Here is a 20,592-nt window from a genome sequence, read left to right as displayed (position 1 = left end):
TCGATGCTCGATTCCGAATGACAGGACAACGCTTTACTCGTGCAACCACTTATCGATCTGCGCGACGACATGATCCGCCACGAGTTGTTGCAGATGGGTGGTCGGATGATAAGCGTCGGCGAACATATAGATTTTGTCGGCGTTCGCGGACACATACGTCGATTTCGAGCAGAAGAGCGCACTGGTGTCATCAGCCTGGAAAGCCTGCGGCAGCTTCGCGGGCGCGCAGGCTACGTTGGCGCCGCGGCTGCCGTCGAAACGGAAGCCGAGCTGGCGATAGTTGTTCGACACCTGATCGATGAACGTGAACGCGTCGATACGCAATATCGCGGGCGATGCGGGCAGCGTGCTATCGAATTCGGCATTGAATATTTGCGCCATAGTGCGCAGCACTTTCGCCGACCCAGGCAGTTGCTGATCGGCGAGGTTCGCGACCGGCGCCTTGCTGATGTCCGGTACGTTCTGCACGACGACATGTGTGGCGCCATGCTGCCGTACGTTTTGCACGAGCTCCGCCAGTTGGCGCGCGGCCTGGCGCAGCGAAGGCAGCACCGTTTGCAGCGATGCAGCCGGATCGCCACCGCTCGCCACCATGCCGGCCCACGCGCCGTACGCATCCTGCACATCGTTCGCGCCGCCCTGAATCAGTACGAGTTGCTTCGCAGTGAAGCGTGCATGCGTCTGAAGATAGGCGGCCACCTGCAAGGTCAGCGGCGTCTGCAACTCGCCGGTGTCGCCTGTCGCATCGCCGGGATTCGGCGGCGCGGCGACTCGGGCGCCGCCTTGCGCATAGCCCAATCCTTCCGCATGGGTGACGCTCGGGCGTCCGAAGCCGCCCGTTAACGCCGGCGTCAGATGCGATCCATAGTGTTCCGCGATAACCTGGACCGAAGTGGCGCCGGGATTGGTCGTGTAGCTGCCGCCGCCGAATTGCCGGGCATACGCGTAGGTGCCGACGTCCGAAAGACTGTCGCCGAACGAGACGACTTGCTTCTGCGAGGGTTGTGCATGGGCGAAATCGCCCGCTGCATTCGATGCTGGCGAAGCGCCCGCAGCGTAGCAGGTGACTGAAAACGTCAATGAGCAGGTCAACGAAACCAATGCGCGACGACGGATTTTTAGCATGGGAGTCTCGGAAGGTTCAAAAAATGAAAGCACTGACGATATGTTTGCATCGATCCGACGTCGCGGTCAGTTGGGCGCGAGCCGCCACGTGCCGTCCACGATCTGCACCATCACGCGAGCGCGCTCGTCGAGGCCGGAATGATCGGCCGCGGTCATATTGACGACACCCTGCGACGTATGAAGATCGCTGGTGTTTTCGAGCGACGCGCGCAGCGCCTCGCGGAACGCCTGACTGCCGGGCTGGCCTTTTTTCAGCGCGAGCGGTATTGCATGTTGCAGCAGCAAGCCTGCATCCCACGCATTGCCGCCGAACGTCGATACGGTATTCGCGCCGTATGCGCCGTCATAGGCCTGCCGATAGGCAATTGCACTACGCTTCACAGGATTCGAATCCGGTAGTTGTCCGGACACCAGCAGCGGGCCGGCCGGCAGAAATGTGCCGTCGCAATCCTTGCCGCACACGCGCAGGAAGTCGTTGTTCGCGATGCCGTGGGTCTGATAATACAGGCCCTTATAGCCGCGTTCCTTCAACGTCTTCTGCGGAAGCGCGGCCGGCGTTCCCGCACCGGCGATCAGGACCGCATCCGGATTCTGCGAGACGATCTTCAGCACCTGTCCCGTGACCGACGTGTCGTTGCGCGCGAAGCGTTCGCTCGCCACCAGTTTGAGATTCGCCTTGTCGGCGGCCTTTTTGAATTCGCTGAGCCAGCTTTCGCCATACGCATCCGCAAAGCCGATGAAGCCTACCGTTTTGACGTGATGCGCGACCATGTGCTGCACGATTGCGCCTGCCATCAGCGCATCGTTCTGCGGCGTCTTGAACACCCACGCACGCTTCGCATCCATCGGCTCGACGATCGATGCAGCGGCGGCCAGCGCGATCATCGGCGTCGAACTCTCGGCGGCGACATCGATCATTGCCAACGAATTCGGTACGATCGTGGAGCCGACCAATGCGTCGACGTGATCTTCACTCGTGAGCTTGCGGGCGTTTTTGACCGCCGCGGTGGGATCGGACGCGTCGTCCAGCACGATGTAGTCGACCTTCTGTCCGGCTATCTCCTTCGGCAACAACGCGATCGTGTTCTTCTGCGCAATGCCCAGCGATGCGGCGGGGCCGGTTGCCGAGACGGTCACGCCGATTTTCACCTCGGCATGCGCTTGCAGACTCAAGCTACAGGCGATTAGACAGGCGACGTAAAGCGGTTTGAGCGCGGACGAAAAAAAGGAATTCATGTGGATTGCTTTCAGTTGAATAACGGGTTCTGTCTCGTGAAAACGAGAATCTAACCGTATTGAACATTCGAGCGCTGCCGTTTATTCCATCGAGGTCGCTACTCGAGCGAACTCGCCGCACACGCCGGCGCGCGTCGGCGCAATTCGATTCCGACGGCTCCGGCACGCTGCGCAGATTCTTAAGAAGTCAGTTGAGCCGCGGGTTCGTATGCCGGTAAGTACAAGCCGTAGTCGCGACGCTTGCTAGCGGAATCGCTGCAAATTCGGCTCGTTTTCCGGCTGCTCCGGTAGGCGTAGGATTTCCGGCAATGATGTGAGCGGCGGAAGACCACTGACATCAGCCCATTTTCCGGTGCTGGTCATATAAATGATCGTAGGTGTTCCATCGAAACCCAATTTTTTGAATAGTTGTGCATTACTGTTGATCTTCATTTGCGTGGCAAAAGGGATGTCACGCAACGGGTCAATACCTCCGGATTCATTTTTCTCCGAAAACCTGGTTTCGAGCACGCGCATCAATTGGGGGCCATTCTGGCTTTGGAGCAACGCAGCAGCTTTACCCATTGAGTCCGGTTTGAGAAAACCTAATGGAATCCAATGCACCTGCAACCCCGCAGCCTCGTATGGCTGCAAAGCTTCCCAGGCGTAATGGCAAAAAATGCAGTTAGGGTCCATGAACACATAGATCGTTGACTTGACATCTTTGCCCGAGGCGCCTTCGACAATCGCGGATGCGTTGTTCAACGCCGGCATGGTGGACGCCGCAAGGTAGTTGGGTTCGTCTTGCTTCGCCGCTAAAACCAAAGTAGAGGAACCAATGGCAACTGCGGCAGCAAAAAATCTGGCGTATTTCAACATGACGATCTTCCATTCGTGGGTCGATTAAACAGCTGCGGCGTGCCACCATTTCCGTTTGATCTGGCAATTTTCAGGGCGAACAACTACTTTTTATCGAAAGAGTACTTCCCGGGCCCCGTCACGCACAGCAAAAACAGACCGCCCATGATGCTGACATTCTTGAAGAAATTGATTTCACTTCCTACGGCAGCTATTCCAGTTAACTTCCAGAACTGATGCCCGATCAAGGCGGTGGCGATGGTATAGAAAGCGTATAAGAAGGCTACTGGGCGGGTGTAGAACCCGACTAGAATAGCAATTGCCAGTGGAACCTCGAACACAACCGCGACGATTGCGGCAAGGGTCGGCGCGGGAGTGCCAATGGCAGCCAGATGCTCGACAGTTCCTGAGAACCCGGTCATCTTCTCCCATCCGAACACGATGAAGAGGATCATTAAAAGAATTCGCGAGACTAAAATCAGTTCATCTTTTGTTTTTTCAAACATTGAATAGCGCATGGTTATTCCTGGCTGATGGTTTAAAAATTGAGTAGCATAACTACTCTTAAAATTGCGATGGCGGAGCTTTTAAGATCCGCCCCGCGGTACTCGCTGGCTTTGCATCTGTCCTTGGGCTGCCAACGAATTTTTTGCGAACGAGCTCGCCACCCATGCGGTGCGATTCTTCGCCACCACACCGCGACCCGATCGGTTTGCCGTTGGCGCAACATCAGAAACCGCATCGATTCGGGCAGGTAGACGTACATGGTCGCTGCGATCGCGAGAAGGCGCAGTCGCTCGAAGTCGAGCAACTGCGCCTTCCGACGCACCCAGACCTCGGGGGTAGGCGTAGACCGGTGAATCTTCAATTGTCAGATCGATGGCGAAATGCTCTTTCAGCTCAATCTTGTCATTCATGACGGCAGGCCAGTAGAGAGAACGGAACGCGGCGCGGCGCGCTGGCCGCCGCCACCCATGTAAATTTGAAAAATCAACTAATTCATCGAAGTATATACTTGAATATTCAAATATGCAGCCACGGATTCCCTGGCTTCGCGCGGGGCCCCTACCCCTGCTGTTGTAGATCGCGTAGAAAATTCCAGTTTTATCCGATGTTTGTCGTCGAGAGCTTTCGCGATGACGGACGCACGCCTCGATGCGATGTGCGCTCACCCTCTGTTCGAGCCGAGTTCGGAAAACCGGTTGGAGTTGACGCGAACGGATGGCCACCGTTGCGCTGTTTTCCCGCTGGCAGTCGTAGCGGCTGCAATCTGCACACACGAAATCGGCGAAAGCGCCATGCTACGGGGGCAAGCAAGCCTGTTCGCGAGCGGGGGGAGTAGAATCCCCGCCAGGAACGTCATTCGCTAGTTGATTGGCTATTAAAGCCCTGTTTTTTACAGCGCCTTATCTTTGTTTTGAGCACCATTTTTGGAATTTCCCCATGGAAATTAAAGTCAATTTTCTCGATAAGCTACGTCTTGAAGCCAAGTTCGACGACTTCACGGTCGTGGCCGACCAGCCTATCCGTTATAAGGGCGATGGCTCGGCGCCGGGACCCTTCGATTATTTTCTGGCCTCGTCGGCCTTGTGTGCAGCTTATTTTGTAAAGTTGTACTGCGTAACTCGCAATATTCCTACCGAAAATATCCGTCTGTCGCAAAACAATATTGTCGATCCGGAAAACCGGTATCAGCAAATTTTCAAGATTCAGGTTGAGTTGCCGGCGGATATCTCGGACAAAGACCGCCAGGGTATTTTGCGTTCCATCGACCGTTGTACGGTCAAAAAAGTGGTGCAAGCCGGGCCCGAGTTCGTAATTGAAGAGGTGGAGAATCTGGACGCCGATGCTCAGGCGTTGCTCACGCTCAATCCCGACTCCGATGCCCGCACCTACATTCCAGGCAAGGACCTGCCACTAGAGCAAACCATCGCCGATATGTCGGGCATTCTGGCCGGCTTGGGCATGAAGATTGAAATCGCTTCGTGGCGCAATATCATTCCCAACGTGTGGTCGCTGCATATCCGCGATGCACACTCGCCGATGTGTTTTACCAATGGCAAAGGATCAACCAAAGAAAGCGCGTTGGCGTCGGCATTGGGCGAGTTTATCGAGCGCCTGAATTGCAACCATTTCTATGGCGGTGCGTTTTGGGGCGAAGACATCGCCAACGCGGCGTTTGTCCATTACCCGAACGAGCGCTGGTTCAAACCTGGCCGTAAAGATGCACTGCCGGCTGAGATTCTGGACGACTACTGCCTGCCAATTTACAACCCCGATGGCGAGTTGCGGGGCTCGCATCTGATCGACACCAATTCCGGCAATGCGCAGCGCGGTATCTGTTCGCTGCCGTTTGTGCGGCACTCGGATGGCGAGGTGGTGTATTTCCCCTCCAACCTGATCGAAAACCTGTACGTCAGCAATGGCATGAGTGCCGGTAATACGCTGGCCGAAGCGCAGGTGCAATGTCTGTCCGAAATTTTCGAACGGGCGGTAAAGCGCGAAATTCTGGAAGGTGAAATCGCATTGCCTGATGTGCCGCACGAAGTACTGGCGAAATACCCCGGCATTCTGGCCGGGATTCAGGGGCTGGAAGAGCAGGGCTTTCCGGTGCTGATAAAGGATGCGTCGCTGGGTGGGACTTATCCGGTGATGTGCGTCACGCTGATGAACCCGCGCACAGGCGGCGTCTTTGCCTCGTTCGGCGCGCATCCGAGCTTCGAGGTGGCGCTGGAGCGGAGTCTGACGGAATTGCTGCAGGGACGGAGTTTTGAAGGCCTGAACGATTTACCGCAGCCCACCTTCGTCAGTAACGCCGTGACTGAACCGAATAACTTCGTTGAGCACTTCATCGATTCCAGCGGTGTGGTGTCGTGGCGCTTTTTCAGCGCCAAAGCGAACTTCGAGTTTGTTGAATGGGATTTTTCCGGCCAGGGTGAAAACTCCAACGTCGACGAAGCAGCCACCTTGTTCGGCATTCTTGAAGACATGGGCAAAGAATCGTACATGGCGGTGTATGACCAACTGGGTGCCGTCGCCTGCCGGATTCTGGTGCCCGATTATTCGGAAGTTTACCCGGTAGAGGATTTGATCTGGGATAACACAAACAAGGCGCTGTTGTTCCGCGCCGATATTTTGAACTTGCATCGACTCGACGATGCCGCCCTGGCCGCCCTGCTTGAGCGGTTGGAGAACAGTGAGCTGGACGAGCACTCCGATATTGCCACGTTGATCGGCATCGAATTTGACGAGAATACAGATTGGGGGCAGCTAACCGTTCTCGAGTTGAAGCTGCTGATTCATCTCGCCTTGCAGCAATTCGAGGAGGCGCAAGAGCTGGTGGGCGCTTTCCTGCAATACAACGACAACACCGTTGAGCGCGGATTGTTTTACCAGGCCTTGAATGCGGTGCTGGAGGTGCTGCTCGATGACGACCTGGAAATGGACGACTACGCGGTCAACTTCCGTCGGATGTTTGGCAACGCTCGAATGGACGCGGTAATGGGATCGGTGGACGGCAGCGTGCGCTTCTATGGGCTCACGCCGACGAGTATGAAGCTGGAGGGTTTCGATAGGCACCACCGCCTGATCGACAGCTACAAGAAATTGCATAAGGCGCGGGCCGAAGTAGCGGCTACAGCCAGTTAGAGTTAGAGAATCTGCTGTGCCGCCACAATAACCCGATCAGAAACGGCATGTGCGCAGCAGATGAAATGCATGTTGCTGCTTATAAGCAGCAACATGCCATTGAAGGCTAATAAAATCCTCATTTTAAAATCGGGCAGCGTGGGTAATTAAAATCCACCATAATCCGATACCTGCGTTTTAGTAAAACTAAAATCCGAACTCAAATCAAATCGTTTGTGCGCCAATTTTGCTGCCGCTACATTGCGCTGCAATGACCTCAAGGCAAAACATCGAGCTTTAAAGCCGATTTTGCCATTCCTTTTATCCCAGGCATTCGACAGAGGAATTAAAGATGAGTTTGGCGCACATCGAATCTCGACCCGGCAAGATATCCGAAGTTGAACTCGGACAATCCGATATTTCAATCGAGCAATTCATTGCGGTAGCCCGACATGGCGCACAGATAAAGTTTTCTCCCGTCTATCGCGCGCGTGTATTGAATTCGCGGCGACTCGTCGATCTTTTTCTGAGCCAGAACCGGCTCGTCTATGGTGTGACATCGGGCTTTGGCGCAAATTCGACACGCGTCGTCAGCCCGGAGGACGCCGAGCAGCTTCAGCGAAATATCGTGCGCTCCCATGCCGTTTCGGTTGGCGAGCCGCTGCCTCGCGAGATTGTCCGAGCCACGCTTCTGATGATGTTGATCAGCCTCGGCAAGGGGTATTCCGGCGTAAGCCTCGAATTGCTACAGCAAATCGCCGGGCTGCTGAACAACGACATCACGCCGTTCGCGCCGGGTGACGGATCGGTCGGTTATCTCGCGCCCGAGGCCCATATGGCGCTCGTGCTGATCGGCGAAGGAGAAGCGTTCTACCGCGGCGAACGCATAAGCGGCGCCGAAGCATTGGAGCGAGCGGGCCTGAAGCCTCACTCGCTGCGCTGTAAAGAGGGGCTTTCGCTCACCAACGGCACCACGTCGGTGACCGCAATCGGAATGCTGGCGCTCTATAACGCGATCGAGCTTTCGAAGGTGGCCGACATTGCCGCATCGATGTCGATGCAGCCGCTCAAGGCCACCACGCGTTCGCTGGATGCGCGCTATCACTCGGTCAAGAAACATGTCGATCAGAGGAACGCGGCCGACAACATCCGCCGCCTGCTGGCCGGAAGCGCGCTATGCGAGCGCTTTGCCGATTACCGGCTACAGGACACGTACAGCCTTCGCGGCATTGCTCAGGTACACGGGGCGTCCAAACGGGCGATCAAGGACGCGTACGACGCGATTCTCGACGAGGTGGGATCGTGCGGCGACAACCCAGTGATCTATCCGGAAGGCGAGGACGGTACCGCGATATCCGGCGCCAATTTCGACGGTACGTTCGTCGGCATCTCGTGCGATCTCCTTTGCATCGCCATGACCACGCTCGCGAAGATCTCGGAGCGCAGGACGGACCGCCTCGTCAACCCGTACTTCAGCGAACTGCCCGCGTTCCTCGCGAAAGATCCTGGACTGAATAGCGGCTACATGATCATTCAGTACACGGCGGCTGGATTACTGGGCGAGATGCGCACCCTTGCTCAACCAGCAAGCGTCGATAGCGTACCCACAAGCGGCAACCAGGAAGACCCGGTGAGCTTTGCGTATCACGCGGCGCGAAAAGCCTATACGACTTCGCAAAAATTGCAGCACGTGCTGGCGATCGAACTACTCACCGCCGCACAGGCGCTGGACTTCTTCGATCCCGCCGACGCGTCGCCCGCAACCGCGGCAGTGTATGCGCGCATTCGACAGGTTGCTCCGACAGCAGAAGGCGACCGGTTTTTCTATCCGGACATGATGGGCGTTCACCGTCTCGTCGAACAGGGTGACTTGCTCAGCATTGTGGAAGGCATCGCAGGCACATTGCACAGCTGAAACCGGTAGCGCCAGTCATGCCGCGAAACGTGGCGATCCAAGTATTTTCAATCGAAGCACAACCCTGATTCGACACTATAGAGGTGTAATGTGAATACGATTTACACAAGAGTCCTGAAGACTTCTCTCGTCACCTTTTTCGGCGTGCTGGCACTCGCAGGAAACGGCGCGCAGGCAAAAGAATGGAAGACCGTGAAGGTTGCGCTGGAAGGCAGTTACGCTCCATGGAATCTGACCTTGCCGAATGGAAAAATCTCGGGATTCGAACCGGAATTACTCGACAATCTGTGCAAGCGGGTCAACCTGCACTGCGAGACGGTCGCCCAGGACTTTGACGGCCTGATCACAGGCTTGCAGGCCGGCAAATTCGACGCCGTAATGGATGCACTTGCGATCACCCCAGAACGTCAACAGGCGATCGCCTTCTCGAGCCCCTATGCCGCAACACCGGCCGCGTTCGCGACGCTAGACGGGCATGGGCTGGCGAACACGGCAGGAAAAGTCGCTTCCCTCAAGCTGACTGGCGATCCCAAAACCGATGGCCCGCTGGTCGCCCCGCTGCGCGATCAACTGAAAGGGAAGTCGATCGGAATCCAATCCGGCACGGTCTATACGAAGTTCATCACCGACAACTTCAAGGACATCACGTCCATACGCCTCTACAAGACGTCGGCCGAACGTGATCTCGACCTGGTCAACGGACGCGTCGACGTCGCCTTCGACGACGTCACCTACTACGCCGGAATCGCGGATAACAAGGAGACCGCTCGAATCCGTGTCGCAGGCCCCACGATTGGCGGCGCGGTGTGGGGGCCGGGAGAAGGCCTTGGGTTTCGCAAGCAGGATGCGGATCTGAAAGCAAAATTCGACGCAGCCATCACAGCAGCACTTGCGGACGGTACCGTGACGCGGTTGTCGGAAAAGTGGTTCAAGACCGATGTGAAGCCGTAAGCGTGTGAAATGGCATGACGCCGTTGTGCGTCGAGGCGGAGATCAGTCTTTGCTAGACTGGCTTCACGATGGCATTGGCCAGATCAACGACATGAACCGCCTACCTCCTCTTCGAGCCTTGCAGATATTCGACGCCGTCATTCGTTACGGCGGCGTCGTGGCCGCCGCCGAGGCGCTTCACGTGACGCCCGGCGCGATTAGTCAGCAGATTCGCGTCCTGGAAGACTTTGTGGGGTTCGCGCTTTTCGAGCGGGAAAACACGGGCCTGCGACCGACTCCGCTCTGCGAGCTATACCACTCGCACATTGCTCGCGGGTTCGAATGCTTTCATAGCGCCCAGGCCGCGCTCAAAGCGGAGACGGGCCGCCGACTCACGCTGATGACCTTCCCGTCGATCGCGACCCATTGGCTTGCCTCGAGACTGGACAAGTGGCACACCATCTGCCCTCATGTGCAGGTCCATGTCGAGGTTGTCGACCACGAAACCAGTGTCGCTGCGAGAAATGCCGATATCCGGTTAACGTACGGGGCCTTACCCAAAGACGGAACGCCGTATCACGTTGTCTTTACGGACCGGGTTGCCCCCGTGTTCGCGACCTCGCTGTTGCAGACAGGAAAACCCATCGCGCAGCCGATGGACATCTTGCGTTACCCGCTGATTCACGTCGAGTGGGGATGGGCAAATCTGTCGCCACCCACGTGGGGACACTGGCTGCATGCGGTTGGCGTGGCCCTGCCCGAGGTGTGGGCGCCGCTCACCTACTCGGTTTCCGGCATGGCAATCGATGCAGCAATTCGGGGAAGAGGCATTTCGTTGGGGCAAGGCTTCTTTGCCATCGATAGCATCAAGCGAAACGAACTGGTCGCGCCGTTCAAGGTTTCCTTACCCATGCCGTTCCCGTACTTCATTTGCTGGAAGCAAACTGCGGCGGACTCCCCTGCAACCAGGCAATTTCTCGACTGGCTGATCGAGGAGGCCGAGCAGACGGGACGCGACATTAAAGCGATGTTTGGCGACTGAAACCGAGCGGATGTATCGCGCGTCGGCAGCGACTGCTTACAGCGCGAGAACGCTCATGATTGCGGCCACGATCAGCGCGCCGGCAGCGGCAACCAGCGAACTGGAAAAGGTGTGGCTGTGCGCATAGAGCACGTTGGCCACCATCGGCCCGGCGATTTGCCCGATGCCGTAAATCACCGTCATGATCGCCATCAGGTTGCCGCGCACCTTGCCCGCTACGCGCTGCGCCGCGGGCATCGCAATGGTGACTGTTCCCATGAACGTTCCGCCTACGAGCAGTGCACTCAGCAGATACCCGGCCGCGGATTGCGCAACGATCGGCAGAACGACGCCGGCCGCCTGAATGACTAGATTGGTCAGGAGTGCCGCACGCGTTCCGAGCCGCTCGTGAAGACGATGCCACAAGAAACACGAAGGCGCGGCGCCCAATCCGAAGACCGCCCACACATGAGCCGGGTCCACGTTGGGTAACGTGCTTTTGACCAGCAGCGGCAGATAGGTTGCGGTGACGATATAGCCCAACCCCGCCAGCCCGTAGATCGCCACGAGCGGCCAGGGCTTGACCGTTTTCTGTGTGCCCGCCGTGGCTCCCGGCGATGAAGCGAGCGTCGCGGAGCCGCGAGCAACCAACCCCGGCGTGGCCGCGAGCCCGATGATCAGACTCGTCACGCCGAGCAGCAGCCACAGCCCTTTGCTGTGCAGCCCGACATGCGTGCCGAGCACCAGCAGTTCGGCGGACACCGCGATGCCCAGGCCGACGCCCGCATAAAGCAGTGGCGCGTGGTGAAGCTGCCGGCGATGTTCGAGGAGCCAGAGTGAAGCCGCGACCATCGCGAGCGCACTGAACACACCGGCAATACCTCGGACCGCGACGATGATCCAGGTTGCCTCCACGATGGACAGGATGGCGAGGCAAAGCGCCGTGCCGGCCATGGACCAGAGACACAAGCGGTGCGCACTGTGTGCCTGCGCGCGGATCGCCAGCAACGCGCCGACCAGATAGCCCGCGTAGTTCGCGGATGCCGCGAGGCTGCCTCCATGCAGGCTAAGCAGTCCCTCGTCGACCATATGCGGATAGATCGCGGTGAATGCAAAGCGACCGAAGCCCATGCCGATGGCCATGATCAAGGCTGCGTCGATAGCCGGGCGCAGCGTGGCGCCGGTTCGTGCTGCGATTGTGTTCATCTTTCAAACTCTCTTCATCTGATTCAGCAGATTCTGGAAGGCGGGAACGTCATAGCCCGATCGCCACAACAGGCAGGTTTCCACCTGCCCGGCGGGCAGCGTCTTCAGACCGGTCGGCACCTTGACCAGTTCGAGGACGCTCTTCGGCAGCACCGTGACGCAAGCGCCGGCGGAAACGCACGCGATCATTGCGTGGTACGAGCCCATTTCCTGAATCTGCCAACCGGGGGCATCAGGAATGCCGAGCAATTTCTCCGCAATGGCGCGGTAGGAACAACCCTGCGCGAAGGCTGCGAGCGACCGCGTGCGAATGTCCCGCGCGCTTTCGGCAGACGCTTCGCTGGTGGGCGCCAGCAGCAGCAGTTCCTCGTGCCATGCTTTTTCCGCGACGAGGCCCATCTCGGCCAGCGATGCGTCGTCGCTGGTTGCGGGCGGCAGCGCGAGAAATGCGCAATCCAGCCTGCCGGTGTGGACCTGCTCCAGTAGCTGACGTGACGGGCCGGTCGTGACTTCAAGCCGTGTGGTGGGGTAGCGGGCATGGTACGCAGCGAGCACGGTGGGCAGACGACTGGCCGCCGTGCTTTCCATGCAGCCCATGCGCAGGATCCCGCCGTCGAGGCCGCCCGTGACCACGTGCCGCGCTTCCTCCTCCAATGCCAGCATCCGCCTCGCGTAGTCCAGAAAGCGCTCGCCGGCCGTCGACAGGCTGAGCCGCTTGCTCGTGCGCACGAAGAGCTCCACGCCCACATCCGCTTCCAGCTGCTGGATCCGCGTGGTCACGTTGGACTGCACCCGGCCCAGGCGGCTTGCCGCGCGCGTGATGCTCAGCTCCGCGGCGACGGTGCAGAAAATATTGAGCGACTCCAGATCCATTTGGTTCTCGTATAAGAAATGATTGACGAATTGTATTCTCAAGTAGAGAATTTGTCATCGGACAGTTCAACCCGTTCCAGAACAGGAGTCGACATGAGCTCGCTACATCCTTTCATCGCAAGACTTGGCATCGAGTTCCCCATCATTCAGGCGCCGATGGCGGGCGTTTCCACGCCGCAGCTTGCGGCCGCGGTTTCCAATGCGGGGGGACTGGGCTCCCTCGGTATCGGGGCGAGCACGGCAGAACAGGCTCGCAAAATGATCGATGAAACGCGCGGCCTGACGCGCGAACCGTTCAACGTGAATGTGTTCTGCCACGTGCGGGCAGAGCGGGATGTGGCGCGTGAAACGGCATGGTTGACGTACCTGGCGCCCCTGTTCGCCGAGGCAGGCATCGAGCCTCCCGCCGCGCTCGACGAGATCTACAAGACCTTTCTCGATGACGATGCGACCTTCGATCTGCTGATCGAGCAGCAGCCGGCGGTTGTCAGTTTTCACTTTGGCTTGCCGTCTGCGGAGCGCATCCGGGCATTGCGCGCGGCGGGTATCACGACGCTGGCGAGCGCCACCAGCCTGCGCGAAGCGGAACTCATCGAGCAGGCCGGCGTCGACGCGATCGTGGCGCAAGGAATCGAGGCCGGCGGCCATCGCGGGGTATTCGACCCGAACGCTATCGACGAACAGTTGAGTACGGCGGTGCTGGTCCGCTTGCTGGTTCAGCGCACGAAGCTGCCCGTGATTGCGGCCGGCGGCATCATGGACGGCCAGGGAATCAAGGCCGCGCTAGACCTCGGCGCTGCCGCCGCGCAACTCGGCACGGCTTTCGTTCTGTGCCCTGAATCCGCGGCCAATGCGAGTTACCGCGCCAATCTGAAGAGCGCGCGTGCGGCGACCACCCGGTTGACGAGCGTGCTGTCCGGTCGGCCGGCGCGCGGCATGGTCAATCGTCTCATCTCGTTCGGCGAATCCGCGGGCAGTCCGGCGCGTGCGGCCTACCCGGTCGCTTACGACGCTGCCAAGCAATTGAACGCGGCCGCGGCGAAACTCGGTAACCACGAGTTTGCCGCGCATTGGGCGGGACAGGGCGCGCCTCTGGCACGCGAGCTGACCGCAGCGCAACTGGTCGAGACCCTTGCTCGGGAATTGCAAGGCTGACTGATCTGACGAGTCAAACACCATGATCGAAAACTCACAAAAATCAAGTGCGCTGGTTTCTTCGTTCCAGCGCGCGCAAGATGCCGTTCCGTCACGCGCGGTCGTTCAGGGGCTGGATTTCCTGAGTGATCTGTTGGGCAAGGCCGATATTCAGATCAACGGCTCGCGGCCATGGGACATCCGGATTCACGACCTGCGCACCGTACAGCGAGTTCTGGCTCACGGCAGCCTCGGACTCGGTGAGAGTTACATGAACGGATGGTGGGACTGCGACCGGCTGGACGAATTCTTTACACGTGTGCTGCGTGAAAAACTGGACGAGAAAGTGGCGAGATCGGCCTTGGTGTGGCAGAGCCTTCGTGCGCGATTCGTCAATCTCCAGAGTGGACGAAGAGCGTACGAAGTAGGCGAGGTCCATTACGATCTGGGCAATGATTTCTTTGCCAGCATGCTCGATCGGCGGCTGACTTATACGTGCGGGTACTGGAATCGCGCTACCGATCTCGATGAAGCGCAGGTTGCAAAACTGGATATGGTTTGCAGGAAACTCGGACTCAAGCCGGGCATGAGACTTCTGGATATCGGCTGCGGCTGGGGAAGCCTGATGAAGTACGCAGCGCAAACCTATGGCGTGACGTGCGTCGGCCTGACGATTTCACGGGAGCAGGCCGCGTTTGGCAATGACAATGCCAGTGCTGTCGGACTTCCCATCGAGTTCCGTCTGGCGGACTATCGCGCTTTCAACGTCGACGGTAAGGAGAAGTTCGACTGCGTTGCTTCTATCGGCATGTTCGAGCATGTCGGCAGCAAGAACTACGATGCTTATTTTTCGGTCGCGAGAAGATCGCTGAAAGACGACGGGCTGTTTCTGCTTCATACGATCGGCAAGAATCAGCGGCGAGGCGGCGTCGATCCGTGGATCAACAAGTACATTTTCCCCAATGGGGAACTGCCGGATCTCGGCGCTATTTCCGATGCGAGTCAGCGCGAATTCATCATCGAAGACGTGCATAACTTCGGCGCGGATTACGACCGGACACTGATGGCATGGCATGCACGTTTCGAGCACGCGTGGCCGAAGTTTACCGACCGCTACGGCCCACGCTTTTACCGGATGTGGCGTTACTATCTGCTGGCATGCGCAGGAACCTTCAGGGCGCGTGCAACCCAGCTTTGGCAAATCGTGTTGTCGCCGTCTGGCGTTGAGAACGGCTATCGGCGAGTGAGTTAATGGTTTCGTCGGGGCGCGGCGGTGTTTCGCGGAACGCGCATGCGCGAGGCGATCAACTCACGTCGAAATGTACGCGGACGTCCTGCTGCGTTTCAACCGGATGTCCGTCTCTTATCGCCGGGAAGAAGCGCCAGTTTCGCAAGGTCTCCAGAAGAATCTGATTCAGGCGCGGATACCGGGTTGGCTTGGTGAGTTCGACAGCGACGGAACCATCGGTATGTATCACGAGATGAGCAATCGCAACCGTCTGGTAGGCCTCTTCGCGTAACTCATCCGGAACGGCGGGCAACGGCTGGGAAATCGCGCGCGCGGGCGAGTTGCCGGCTGTCGAACTCGTCGACGACGGTTCGGCGCCTGGTGCGCTGCGTTCGGGCGATGGCGACGCCGCGCTGGTCGTCGCCGTTTGAGCGGCCGAATGGCTCGCTTGCGCCGCGACCGGTGTGGGTTCCGCCGCAGGCGTTACCGGCTCGGACTTCGGCGCCGGCGTCGACATGCGAAGCGGCGGCGTTTGCGTGCGTACGGCTTTGACAGGTGGCTGTTTCGGAGAGGAAAGTCGCACGGGTTCAGCAGCCGGCTGTGCCACTGGCTCCGGCGCAGGCACCGGCATTTCAACGACACTCATCTCCAGCGGCGGCTCCGGCGCAGGTTCAGGTACGGAAGCATTACGCAGACCCCGCCCCAACACGACAAGAACGATTACCCATACCAATGCGCCCAGCGCCGCCGCCATGACGACTCTCGCCTTCTGATTGTCACCGGCTTTGACGACGATCCGCGAAACGTTATTCACGATGCACCGCGATCAGAAAATGCTCCGCGCCCGCGCGACGGGCCGCGAGCATCGTCTGTACGACGACGCCGTGTCCCGCCGCGTCGTCCGCGGCGATGACGACGGTATGGTCCGCGTGCAATACGCGCTTGACGGCCGCCTCGACCTGATCGGAGCGAACCGCGTCACGGTTGACGAAAATCCCGTTGCTTCGGTCGATACTCAGCGTGGGCGGCGCATCGGCGGATAGCGGTTGCGCGCTACCCGACGGCAGATTCACTTTCACGGCGTCCAGCCGTTGCATGGCAAGCGAGGCCAGCATGAACGTCGCCAGCAGAAAGAACATCACGTCGATCATCGGAATGATCTCGATGCGGCCACGCTTCGCGGCGCGAGAGCGACGAAACTTCACGGCGCGGCACCCTGTTCTTCGGTAGCAAGACGAATTTCGCTGATCCGCTCGTTCGCAAACGACTCGAGTTCATCCATCAATCTTTCGAGTCGGCGTGAAAAATAGTTGAAAGTGAACAGCGAGAACAACGCGACGACGAGGCCCACGGCGGTGGCGACCAGCGACTGCGCGACGCCGCCGGTCACACCGGCCGGATTGACGAGGCCGTTTCCGCCGAATAGCTGAAAGGAATGCATCATCCCGACGATGGTGCCGAGCAATCCAAGTAGCGGCGCTGCGGTCACGATCGTTTCGAGTACCCAGAAACCCTTGCTCATGTCCCGCTCGATCGTCGCTGCAATCGCTTCGGCTTTTGCTTCGCGGTACCAGATCGGTGCGGCCGGACGATCTGCCAGCGGTGCGCTCAGGCGCCGGAAAACATGGCGTGCCGGCAGTGAATCCAGATCTTCAGCGAACGTCGAGGACGGGGCGCCGCCGTCGCCAGGACGCGGCGCTCCCGTATCCGGCCGGCGGGCAAAGCGCACAAAAACATAAGCGCGGTCGATCGCAATCGCGATCGCCAGGATGGCCAGCACGCTCAGCGGATAGATCACCCATCCGCCAAGCCGCACCGCGTCCAGAACAGTGGTCCAGTCTTTCATTTCAGCGTCCGTTGATCACGCATCAGAATTTCTTGGTGAGGCCTGCATACACAGCGATGTGCGGGCCGTACTGAGGTGCGCCCACGCCGATGCCCGAGCCGTCACGCAGCTCATACACGCGGTTGAATGCATTGACCAGCAACAGGCGTCCATCGAACTTGCCGATCAGCGGATTATTGAAGTTGAAGTGCTGGATCACGCCGAGATTGACCTGCGTATAGACGGGCAGACGATCGGTATTCGCGAAGCCGCTGCGCAGGCCGCTGCCGACGATGCCGTCGAACGTGAACGTAGTCTGCCCCAGCGAATACGTGCCGCCGAACGACGCGGTCACGCGTTGATCGTGGTCGAGATACACCCAGTGGCTGCTGATATAGGCGAGTTCGTCCGGGCCGAAGTTGAATTGAGCCGAGTCGATGTCTTTACCCTGCGCGCGGCTGAACGCGACGTTCATATACGCGGATACATTGTCCTGCTTGTAGTTGGCTGTGAATTCGAGGCCATACACGCGACCGTACTGGTAATTGAACGGCGTGAAAATCAGCGCGGTGCCGAACTGCCCTTCATCGAGCAGGTTGCTCGATTTCTTGTAGTAAGCGTCGAGACCGACGGTCAATGACGGCGTCAGCCGCTGCGTCACGCCCAGGTCGAAATAATGACTGCGTTCAGGCTGTACAGGATCGTTCTGCCCGGACACCTGGGCCGTCGTGCCCGCGAAGCGCGCAATGTCCGAGTTCGATACCAGTTCGAATGCCGGCGGTGTGAAGTAACGCGCGTAGCCCGCGTGAACCGTGGTCGACGGCGTCAGCGCATACACGAGACCGACGCGCGGACTCAACTGGCTGGCGCTGACGTACTCGTCCATCTTGTCGTAGCGCAGGCCGTAATTGATGGTCAGCTTGCTGGTGAGCTTCCACTCGTCCTGCACATAAGCACTGTAGAGATAACCGGTCTTGCTGCTCGAGTCGGGAATGCTGATCGGCTGATCGGAGGTCTGATTGCCGTTCTGATCGACTGGGAAGACAGAGAGATTGTTGTCGAATACCGCATGTTCCTGTTGAGCGAACACGCCCGCGCGAATCGTGTGCTTGTCGTTGAGCCGGTATGTCGTATCGAGCTGCACGCCGTTGGCGGTGTCGCTGTGGAAATCGCTCGACGCGACACCGTTGAACAGCAGATCGCCGATCGGGTCCGGGTTGAATTGCGTGCGCGAATAGCGAGTCACGAAAGACAGTTGATAGTCGAGTGCTCCGCCGTTGGTTCCTTGCAGGACCAACGCGGCAAACTCATTCAATTCCGATTGTGTTTCGTTGAGCTGGCTCGAATCGAAATTGCTGTTGCCGTTCAGCGTGAAAGAAGGCGTGAGGCCCGGTGTATTCGGAATCTGGAACTGGTTGCTGGTCGTGCCGAACATCAGGCTCACGCGCGTGAGCGGATTGATCACGTACGACATGTACCCGAACGCATTGCCCTGACGCGTGTGATCGTGCAGCGGGCTCGCGCTCGAGGTCGGATTTTCGATCCCGAGATTGTTCTCGCCGAGCGAGCCGCTGAAGTAATAGCTGAACGGCCCCTGGCTGCCGAACACATCGGCGGTAGTGCGGATCGTCTGGTGACTGCCGCCGAAAACATCGATCGAGCCGCCGCTGCCGTCGTCGCCCGTTTTGGTGCGGATGTCGACGATGCCGGCGGTCCGGTAGCCATACTGCGCGGGCAGCGCGCCGGTCAGCAGATTCAACTGATCGATGATGCGCGTATCCAGCGATTGCCCGAAGCCGCTGATCGGCTCAGGGATGATGATGCCGTCGATACGGTACTGCAAGTTCGCGTGATCGCCTCGCACATGCAGTTGACCATAGGAGTCGCTCGCTACGCCGGGCGCTTGCAGCAACACCTGGTTCAGTGCGGTGTCCTGGCCGGCCGGCAGATTGTTGATGTCGCTCTGGCTGAAGCGATAGATGCTGCTACCCGTTTCCGGCTGCAGGTCGTTGCGCGCGCGGTTCAGACGCTGAGCGTTGACCTGCACGTCGAGAGCGTCGCTCTTCGCCAGCGCGATCGACACCGAGCTTTGCTGACCCGGTGCACTGGTAGCGATGCTGTTGCCACTGGCAAAACCGGCAGCGGTGACGACAACCGCATACGTGCCGGGGTTGACGTGGTCGACAGTGAAATGGCCGCCGGCGTCGGTTTGCGTTGCGCCTACCGCTTTGCCGCTCGCATCCTGAATGGTGACGGTGGCCTGGCTGACGGGCTTGCCTGTGCTGTCGGAGATTGCGCCGGTGATCGAACCGTCGTCCGCCGCGTAGGCGTGAGAGGCAAGCGTGAACAGCAGCAAAGCAGCGGTTGTGATGTGACGGCGATTTTTCATCTTGTCAGTTATTTGTTAGGTATGCCAATGGGTGGTCCGACCGCGTGGCAATCGATTTCGTATCAGCGCGAGTTCACGCTATGCGCAGGTGTGGTTCAGCACGGAGGAAGTAAGCGTGCGCAATGTTATATTATTGCGTTGAGAAATAAAACCTGCTGCTGTGGTTTTTTCGCAGAACGATCCCTGGCTTTCAATCGTAAGGAAAGTGCGAAGGGAAAGCGGATGACGCTGCTGGCGTCGCCTGGTTCAGGCGAGCGCCGGCGGCGCGAGTTGCGGAGCGATGGCCGACACCAGCTCGACGAACTTCTCGATCACAGGATCGGGCTCGTCGGTGCGCCACGTGAGTCCCACGTCCCATTGCGCGCGTGGGTCCGTGATCGGCAGACACACCACCGATTCTCCCGGCGTGCGCAACGCCGATTCATGCATCAGCGAAACGCCGACACCGGCCCCCACCAGCGACAATATCGTCAACGACTCATTGGCGTGCTGAAGTACTTGCGGATGGAAGTCGTGCAATGCGCAGAAGCGCGTAATGTGATCGTAAAGTCCCGGCGCGCGTGCCCGTTGCAACAGCAGAAAGGGCAAGTCCCGAATCGAGCGCACGTCGAACGACGTAATCTGCCCGGCCATCGATCGCGGCACGACGAGTGCGAGACGATCGGACAGAATGCGTTGGCAGGACAAACCTTCGTGAACCGGCAGTCGCACGAAGCCCACCTGCAGGCTGCCTTCCAGCAATCGCTGCATCTGCTCCGCTGAAGAGAGGTCGTGCAATGTGACTTCGACCTCCGGATATCTGAGCCTGAATTGCGGCAATACCCTCGACACGATGTCGACGGTCGAGAAACTGAAGCCGATCGCGAGGCTGCCCAATTCGCCGCGCGCGGCACGCCGTCCCTGCCGGAACACGTTGTCGGCATCGAGCAACAAGGGCTGCGCCTGCCGCAGAAAAAAACGTCCGAACTCGGTCAAGTCTGTACCATGCCGGCTGCGCCGAAACAGCGGGGCGCCGAGATACTCTTCGAGGCGCTTGATCTGTTTGGTCAATGCAGGTTGCGAGAGATTCAACTCTTGCGATGCTGCTCCGAAATGCAAAGACTCGGCCAACGTAACGAACGATTTGAGCAGGTAGAAGTTCATTCCGCGAAGTTATCACCGGCTGGAAGATATGTCATTTGACGGCATTCTGACTGCATGTTCGAATCGCGTCCTGTATCGATTAGCGCTGATTTAACGAGTGTTC

Annotated in this window: 18 protein-coding genes; 6 read left to right on the top strand and 12 right to left on the bottom strand. The window is 58.7% G+C overall.

The window, feature by feature from the left end:
- Window positions 1–33: 33 nt before the first annotated feature.
- The 5 genes from PQQ51_RS04415 to PQQ51_RS04395 all read right to left on the bottom strand — a co-directional run bounded on the left by PQQ51_RS04415 (window position 34) and on the right by PQQ51_RS04395 (window position 4,115).
- Window positions 34–1,125 carry an SGNH/GDSL hydrolase family protein gene (locus PQQ51_RS04415; RefSeq protein WP_408495142.1) on the bottom strand — a complete coding sequence of 364 codons (1,092 nt, stop codon included), beginning with the start codon at window positions 1,123–1,125 and terminating at the stop codon, window positions 34–36.
- A 66-nt stretch (window positions 1,126–1,191) separates the two neighbouring features.
- Window positions 1,192–2,361 (bottom strand): ABC transporter substrate-binding protein, encoded by a 1,170-nt coding sequence (locus PQQ51_RS04410; RefSeq protein WP_408495141.1) that lies wholly within the window; start codon window positions 2,359–2,361, stop codon window positions 1,192–1,194.
- Between the two features lie 243 nt (window positions 2,362–2,604).
- Window positions 2,605–3,219: a thioredoxin fold domain-containing protein gene (locus tag PQQ51_RS04405; RefSeq protein WP_408495140.1), complete on the bottom strand. Its 615-nt coding sequence runs from the start codon at window positions 3,217–3,219 to the stop codon at window positions 2,605–2,607.
- Window positions 3,220–3,302: 83 nt separating this feature from the next.
- Complete coding sequence (locus PQQ51_RS04400; RefSeq protein WP_408495138.1) at window positions 3,303–3,716, bottom strand: DoxX family protein; 414 nt, start codon at window positions 3,714–3,716, stop codon at window positions 3,303–3,305.
- Between the two features lie 69 nt (window positions 3,717–3,785).
- Entirely contained in the window at window positions 3,786–4,115 is a 330-nt protein-coding gene (locus tag PQQ51_RS04395) for a hypothetical protein (protein ID WP_408495137.1), read from the bottom strand.
- A 526-nt stretch (window positions 4,116–4,641) separates the two neighbouring features.
- Here PQQ51_RS04395 and PQQ51_RS04390 point away from each other — a divergent pair.
- The 4 genes from PQQ51_RS04390 to PQQ51_RS04375 all read left to right on the top strand — a co-directional run bounded on the left by PQQ51_RS04390 (window position 4,642) and on the right by PQQ51_RS04375 (window position 10,712).
- The gene (locus tag PQQ51_RS04390; protein WP_408495136.1) at window positions 4,642–6,846 is read left to right on the top strand and encodes an OsmC domain/YcaO domain-containing protein; all 2,205 of its coding nucleotides are present in this window, start codon (window positions 4,642–4,644) and stop codon (window positions 6,844–6,846) included.
- 331 nt (window positions 6,847–7,177) lie between these two features.
- Window positions 7,178–8,740, top strand: coding sequence for an HAL/PAL/TAL family ammonia-lyase (locus PQQ51_RS04385; protein ID WP_408495134.1), 1,563 nt, complete (start codon window positions 7,178–7,180; stop codon window positions 8,738–8,740).
- Between the two features lie 114 nt (window positions 8,741–8,854).
- Window positions 8,855–9,691, top strand: coding sequence for a transporter substrate-binding domain-containing protein (locus PQQ51_RS04380; protein WP_408495199.1), 837 nt, complete (start codon window positions 8,855–8,857; stop codon window positions 9,689–9,691).
- A 49-nt stretch (window positions 9,692–9,740) separates the two neighbouring features.
- Window positions 9,741–10,712, top strand: coding sequence for a LysR substrate-binding domain-containing protein (locus PQQ51_RS04375; protein WP_408495132.1), 972 nt, complete (start codon window positions 9,741–9,743; stop codon window positions 10,710–10,712).
- Between the two features lie 36 nt (window positions 10,713–10,748).
- On the opposite strand, the gene PQQ51_RS04370 is transcribed toward PQQ51_RS04375, so the two are convergent.
- Both PQQ51_RS04370 and PQQ51_RS04365 read right to left on the bottom strand, forming a co-directional pair.
- Window positions 10,749–11,897 (bottom strand): YbfB/YjiJ family MFS transporter, encoded by a 1,149-nt coding sequence (locus PQQ51_RS04370; protein ID WP_408495131.1) that lies wholly within the window; start codon window positions 11,895–11,897, stop codon window positions 10,749–10,751.
- Window positions 11,898–11,900: 3 nt separating this feature from the next.
- On the bottom strand, window positions 11,901–12,770 hold the full coding sequence (locus PQQ51_RS04365) for a LysR substrate-binding domain-containing protein (protein ID WP_408495129.1): 870 nt from the start codon (window positions 12,768–12,770) through the stop codon (window positions 11,901–11,903).
- A gap of 93 nt (window positions 12,771–12,863) precedes the next feature.
- Between PQQ51_RS04365 and PQQ51_RS04360 the strand changes: the two genes are divergently transcribed.
- Together PQQ51_RS04360 and cfa are read left to right on the top strand one after the other, a co-directional pair.
- Window positions 12,864–13,925, top strand: coding sequence for an NAD(P)H-dependent flavin oxidoreductase (locus tag PQQ51_RS04360; protein WP_408495128.1), 1,062 nt, complete (start codon window positions 12,864–12,866; stop codon window positions 13,923–13,925).
- A gap of 22 nt (window positions 13,926–13,947) precedes the next feature.
- Window positions 13,948–15,156: a cyclopropane fatty acyl phospholipid synthase gene (gene cfa, locus PQQ51_RS04355; protein WP_408495127.1), complete on the top strand. Its 1,209-nt coding sequence runs from the start codon at window positions 13,948–13,950 to the stop codon at window positions 15,154–15,156.
- Window positions 15,157–15,208: 52 nt separating this feature from the next.
- Here cfa and PQQ51_RS04350 read toward each other — a convergent pair whose 3' ends face one another.
- From PQQ51_RS04350 to PQQ51_RS04330, 5 genes are all read right to left on the bottom strand, one after another.
- Window positions 15,209–15,946 carry an energy transducer TonB gene (locus PQQ51_RS04350; RefSeq protein ID WP_408495126.1) on the bottom strand — a complete coding sequence of 246 codons (738 nt, stop codon included), beginning with the start codon at window positions 15,944–15,946 and terminating at the stop codon, window positions 15,209–15,211.
- Window positions 15,939–16,337 carry an ExbD/TolR family protein gene (locus PQQ51_RS04345; protein ID WP_408495125.1) on the bottom strand — a complete coding sequence of 133 codons (399 nt, stop codon included), beginning with the start codon at window positions 16,335–16,337 and terminating at the stop codon, window positions 15,939–15,941. Before PQQ51_RS04345 ends, PQQ51_RS04350 begins: the two co-directional genes overlap by 8 nt.
- Entirely contained in the window at window positions 16,334–16,978 is a 645-nt protein-coding gene (locus PQQ51_RS04340) for a MotA/TolQ/ExbB proton channel family protein (RefSeq protein WP_408495123.1), read from the bottom strand. The genes PQQ51_RS04345 and PQQ51_RS04340 overlap by 4 nt, the downstream gene beginning before the upstream one ends.
- Window positions 16,979–17,000: 22 nt before the next feature.
- Window positions 17,001–19,346, bottom strand: coding sequence for a TonB-dependent receptor (locus PQQ51_RS04335; protein WP_408495122.1), 2,346 nt, complete (start codon window positions 19,344–19,346; stop codon window positions 17,001–17,003).
- A gap of 246 nt (window positions 19,347–19,592) precedes the next feature.
- Entirely contained in the window at window positions 19,593–20,489 is an 897-nt protein-coding gene (locus PQQ51_RS04330; protein ID WP_408495121.1) for a LysR family transcriptional regulator, read from the bottom strand.
- Between the last annotated feature and the right edge of the window lie 103 nt (window positions 20,490–20,592).

The organism is Paraburkholderia xenovorans, assembly GCF_046030735.1.
Taxonomy (GTDB): Bacteria; Pseudomonadota; Gammaproteobacteria; order Burkholderiales; family Burkholderiaceae; genus Paraburkholderia; species Paraburkholderia xenovorans_A.
The sequence above is the reverse complement of the archived record's forward strand: the minus strand, read 5'-3'. Positions and strand labels throughout refer to the sequence as shown.

Bases quoted from the DNA above. Each gene is read 5' to 3' on its own strand.
- PQQ51_RS04340 (WP_408495123.1), bottom strand. From the start codon at position 16,978: ATGAAAGACTGGACCACTGTTCTGGACGCGGTGCGGCTTGGCGGATGG.
- cfa (WP_408495127.1), top strand. From the start codon at position 13,948: ATGATCGAAAACTCACAAAAATCAAGTGCGCTGGTTTCTTCGTTCCAG.
- PQQ51_RS04405 (WP_408495140.1), bottom strand. From the start codon at position 3,219: ATGTTGAAATACGCCAGATTTTTTGCTGCCGCAGTTGCCATTGGTTCC.
- PQQ51_RS04335 (WP_408495122.1), bottom strand. From the start codon at position 19,346: ATGAAAAATCGCCGTCACATCACAACCGCTGCTTTGCTGCTGTTCACG.
- PQQ51_RS04400 (WP_408495138.1), bottom strand. From the start codon at position 3,716: ATGCGCTATTCAATGTTTGAAAAAACAAAAGATGAACTGATTTTAGTC.
- PQQ51_RS04370 (WP_408495131.1), bottom strand. From the start codon at position 11,897: ATGAACACAATCGCAGCACGAACCGGCGCCACGCTGCGCCCGGCTATC.
- PQQ51_RS04410 (WP_408495141.1), bottom strand. From the start codon at position 2,361: ATGAATTCCTTTTTTTCGTCCGCGCTCAAACCGCTTTACGTCGCCTGT.
- PQQ51_RS04395 (WP_408495137.1), bottom strand. From the start codon at position 4,115: ATGAATGACAAGATTGAGCTGAAAGAGCATTTCGCCATCGATCTGACA.
- PQQ51_RS04360 (WP_408495128.1), top strand. From the start codon at position 12,864: ATGAGCTCGCTACATCCTTTCATCGCAAGACTTGGCATCGAGTTCCCC.
- PQQ51_RS04385 (WP_408495134.1), top strand. From the start codon at position 7,178: ATGAGTTTGGCGCACATCGAATCTCGACCCGGCAAGATATCCGAAGTT.
- PQQ51_RS04365 (WP_408495129.1), bottom strand. From the start codon at position 12,770: ATGGATCTGGAGTCGCTCAATATTTTCTGCACCGTCGCCGCGGAGCTG.
- PQQ51_RS04330 (WP_408495121.1), bottom strand. From the start codon at position 20,489: ATGAACTTCTACCTGCTCAAATCGTTCGTTACGTTGGCCGAGTCTTTG.
- PQQ51_RS04415 (WP_408495142.1), bottom strand. From the start codon at position 1,125: ATGCTAAAAATCCGTCGTCGCGCATTGGTTTCGTTGACCTGCTCATTG.
- PQQ51_RS04390 (WP_408495136.1), top strand. From the start codon at position 4,642: ATGGAAATTAAAGTCAATTTTCTCGATAAGCTACGTCTTGAAGCCAAG.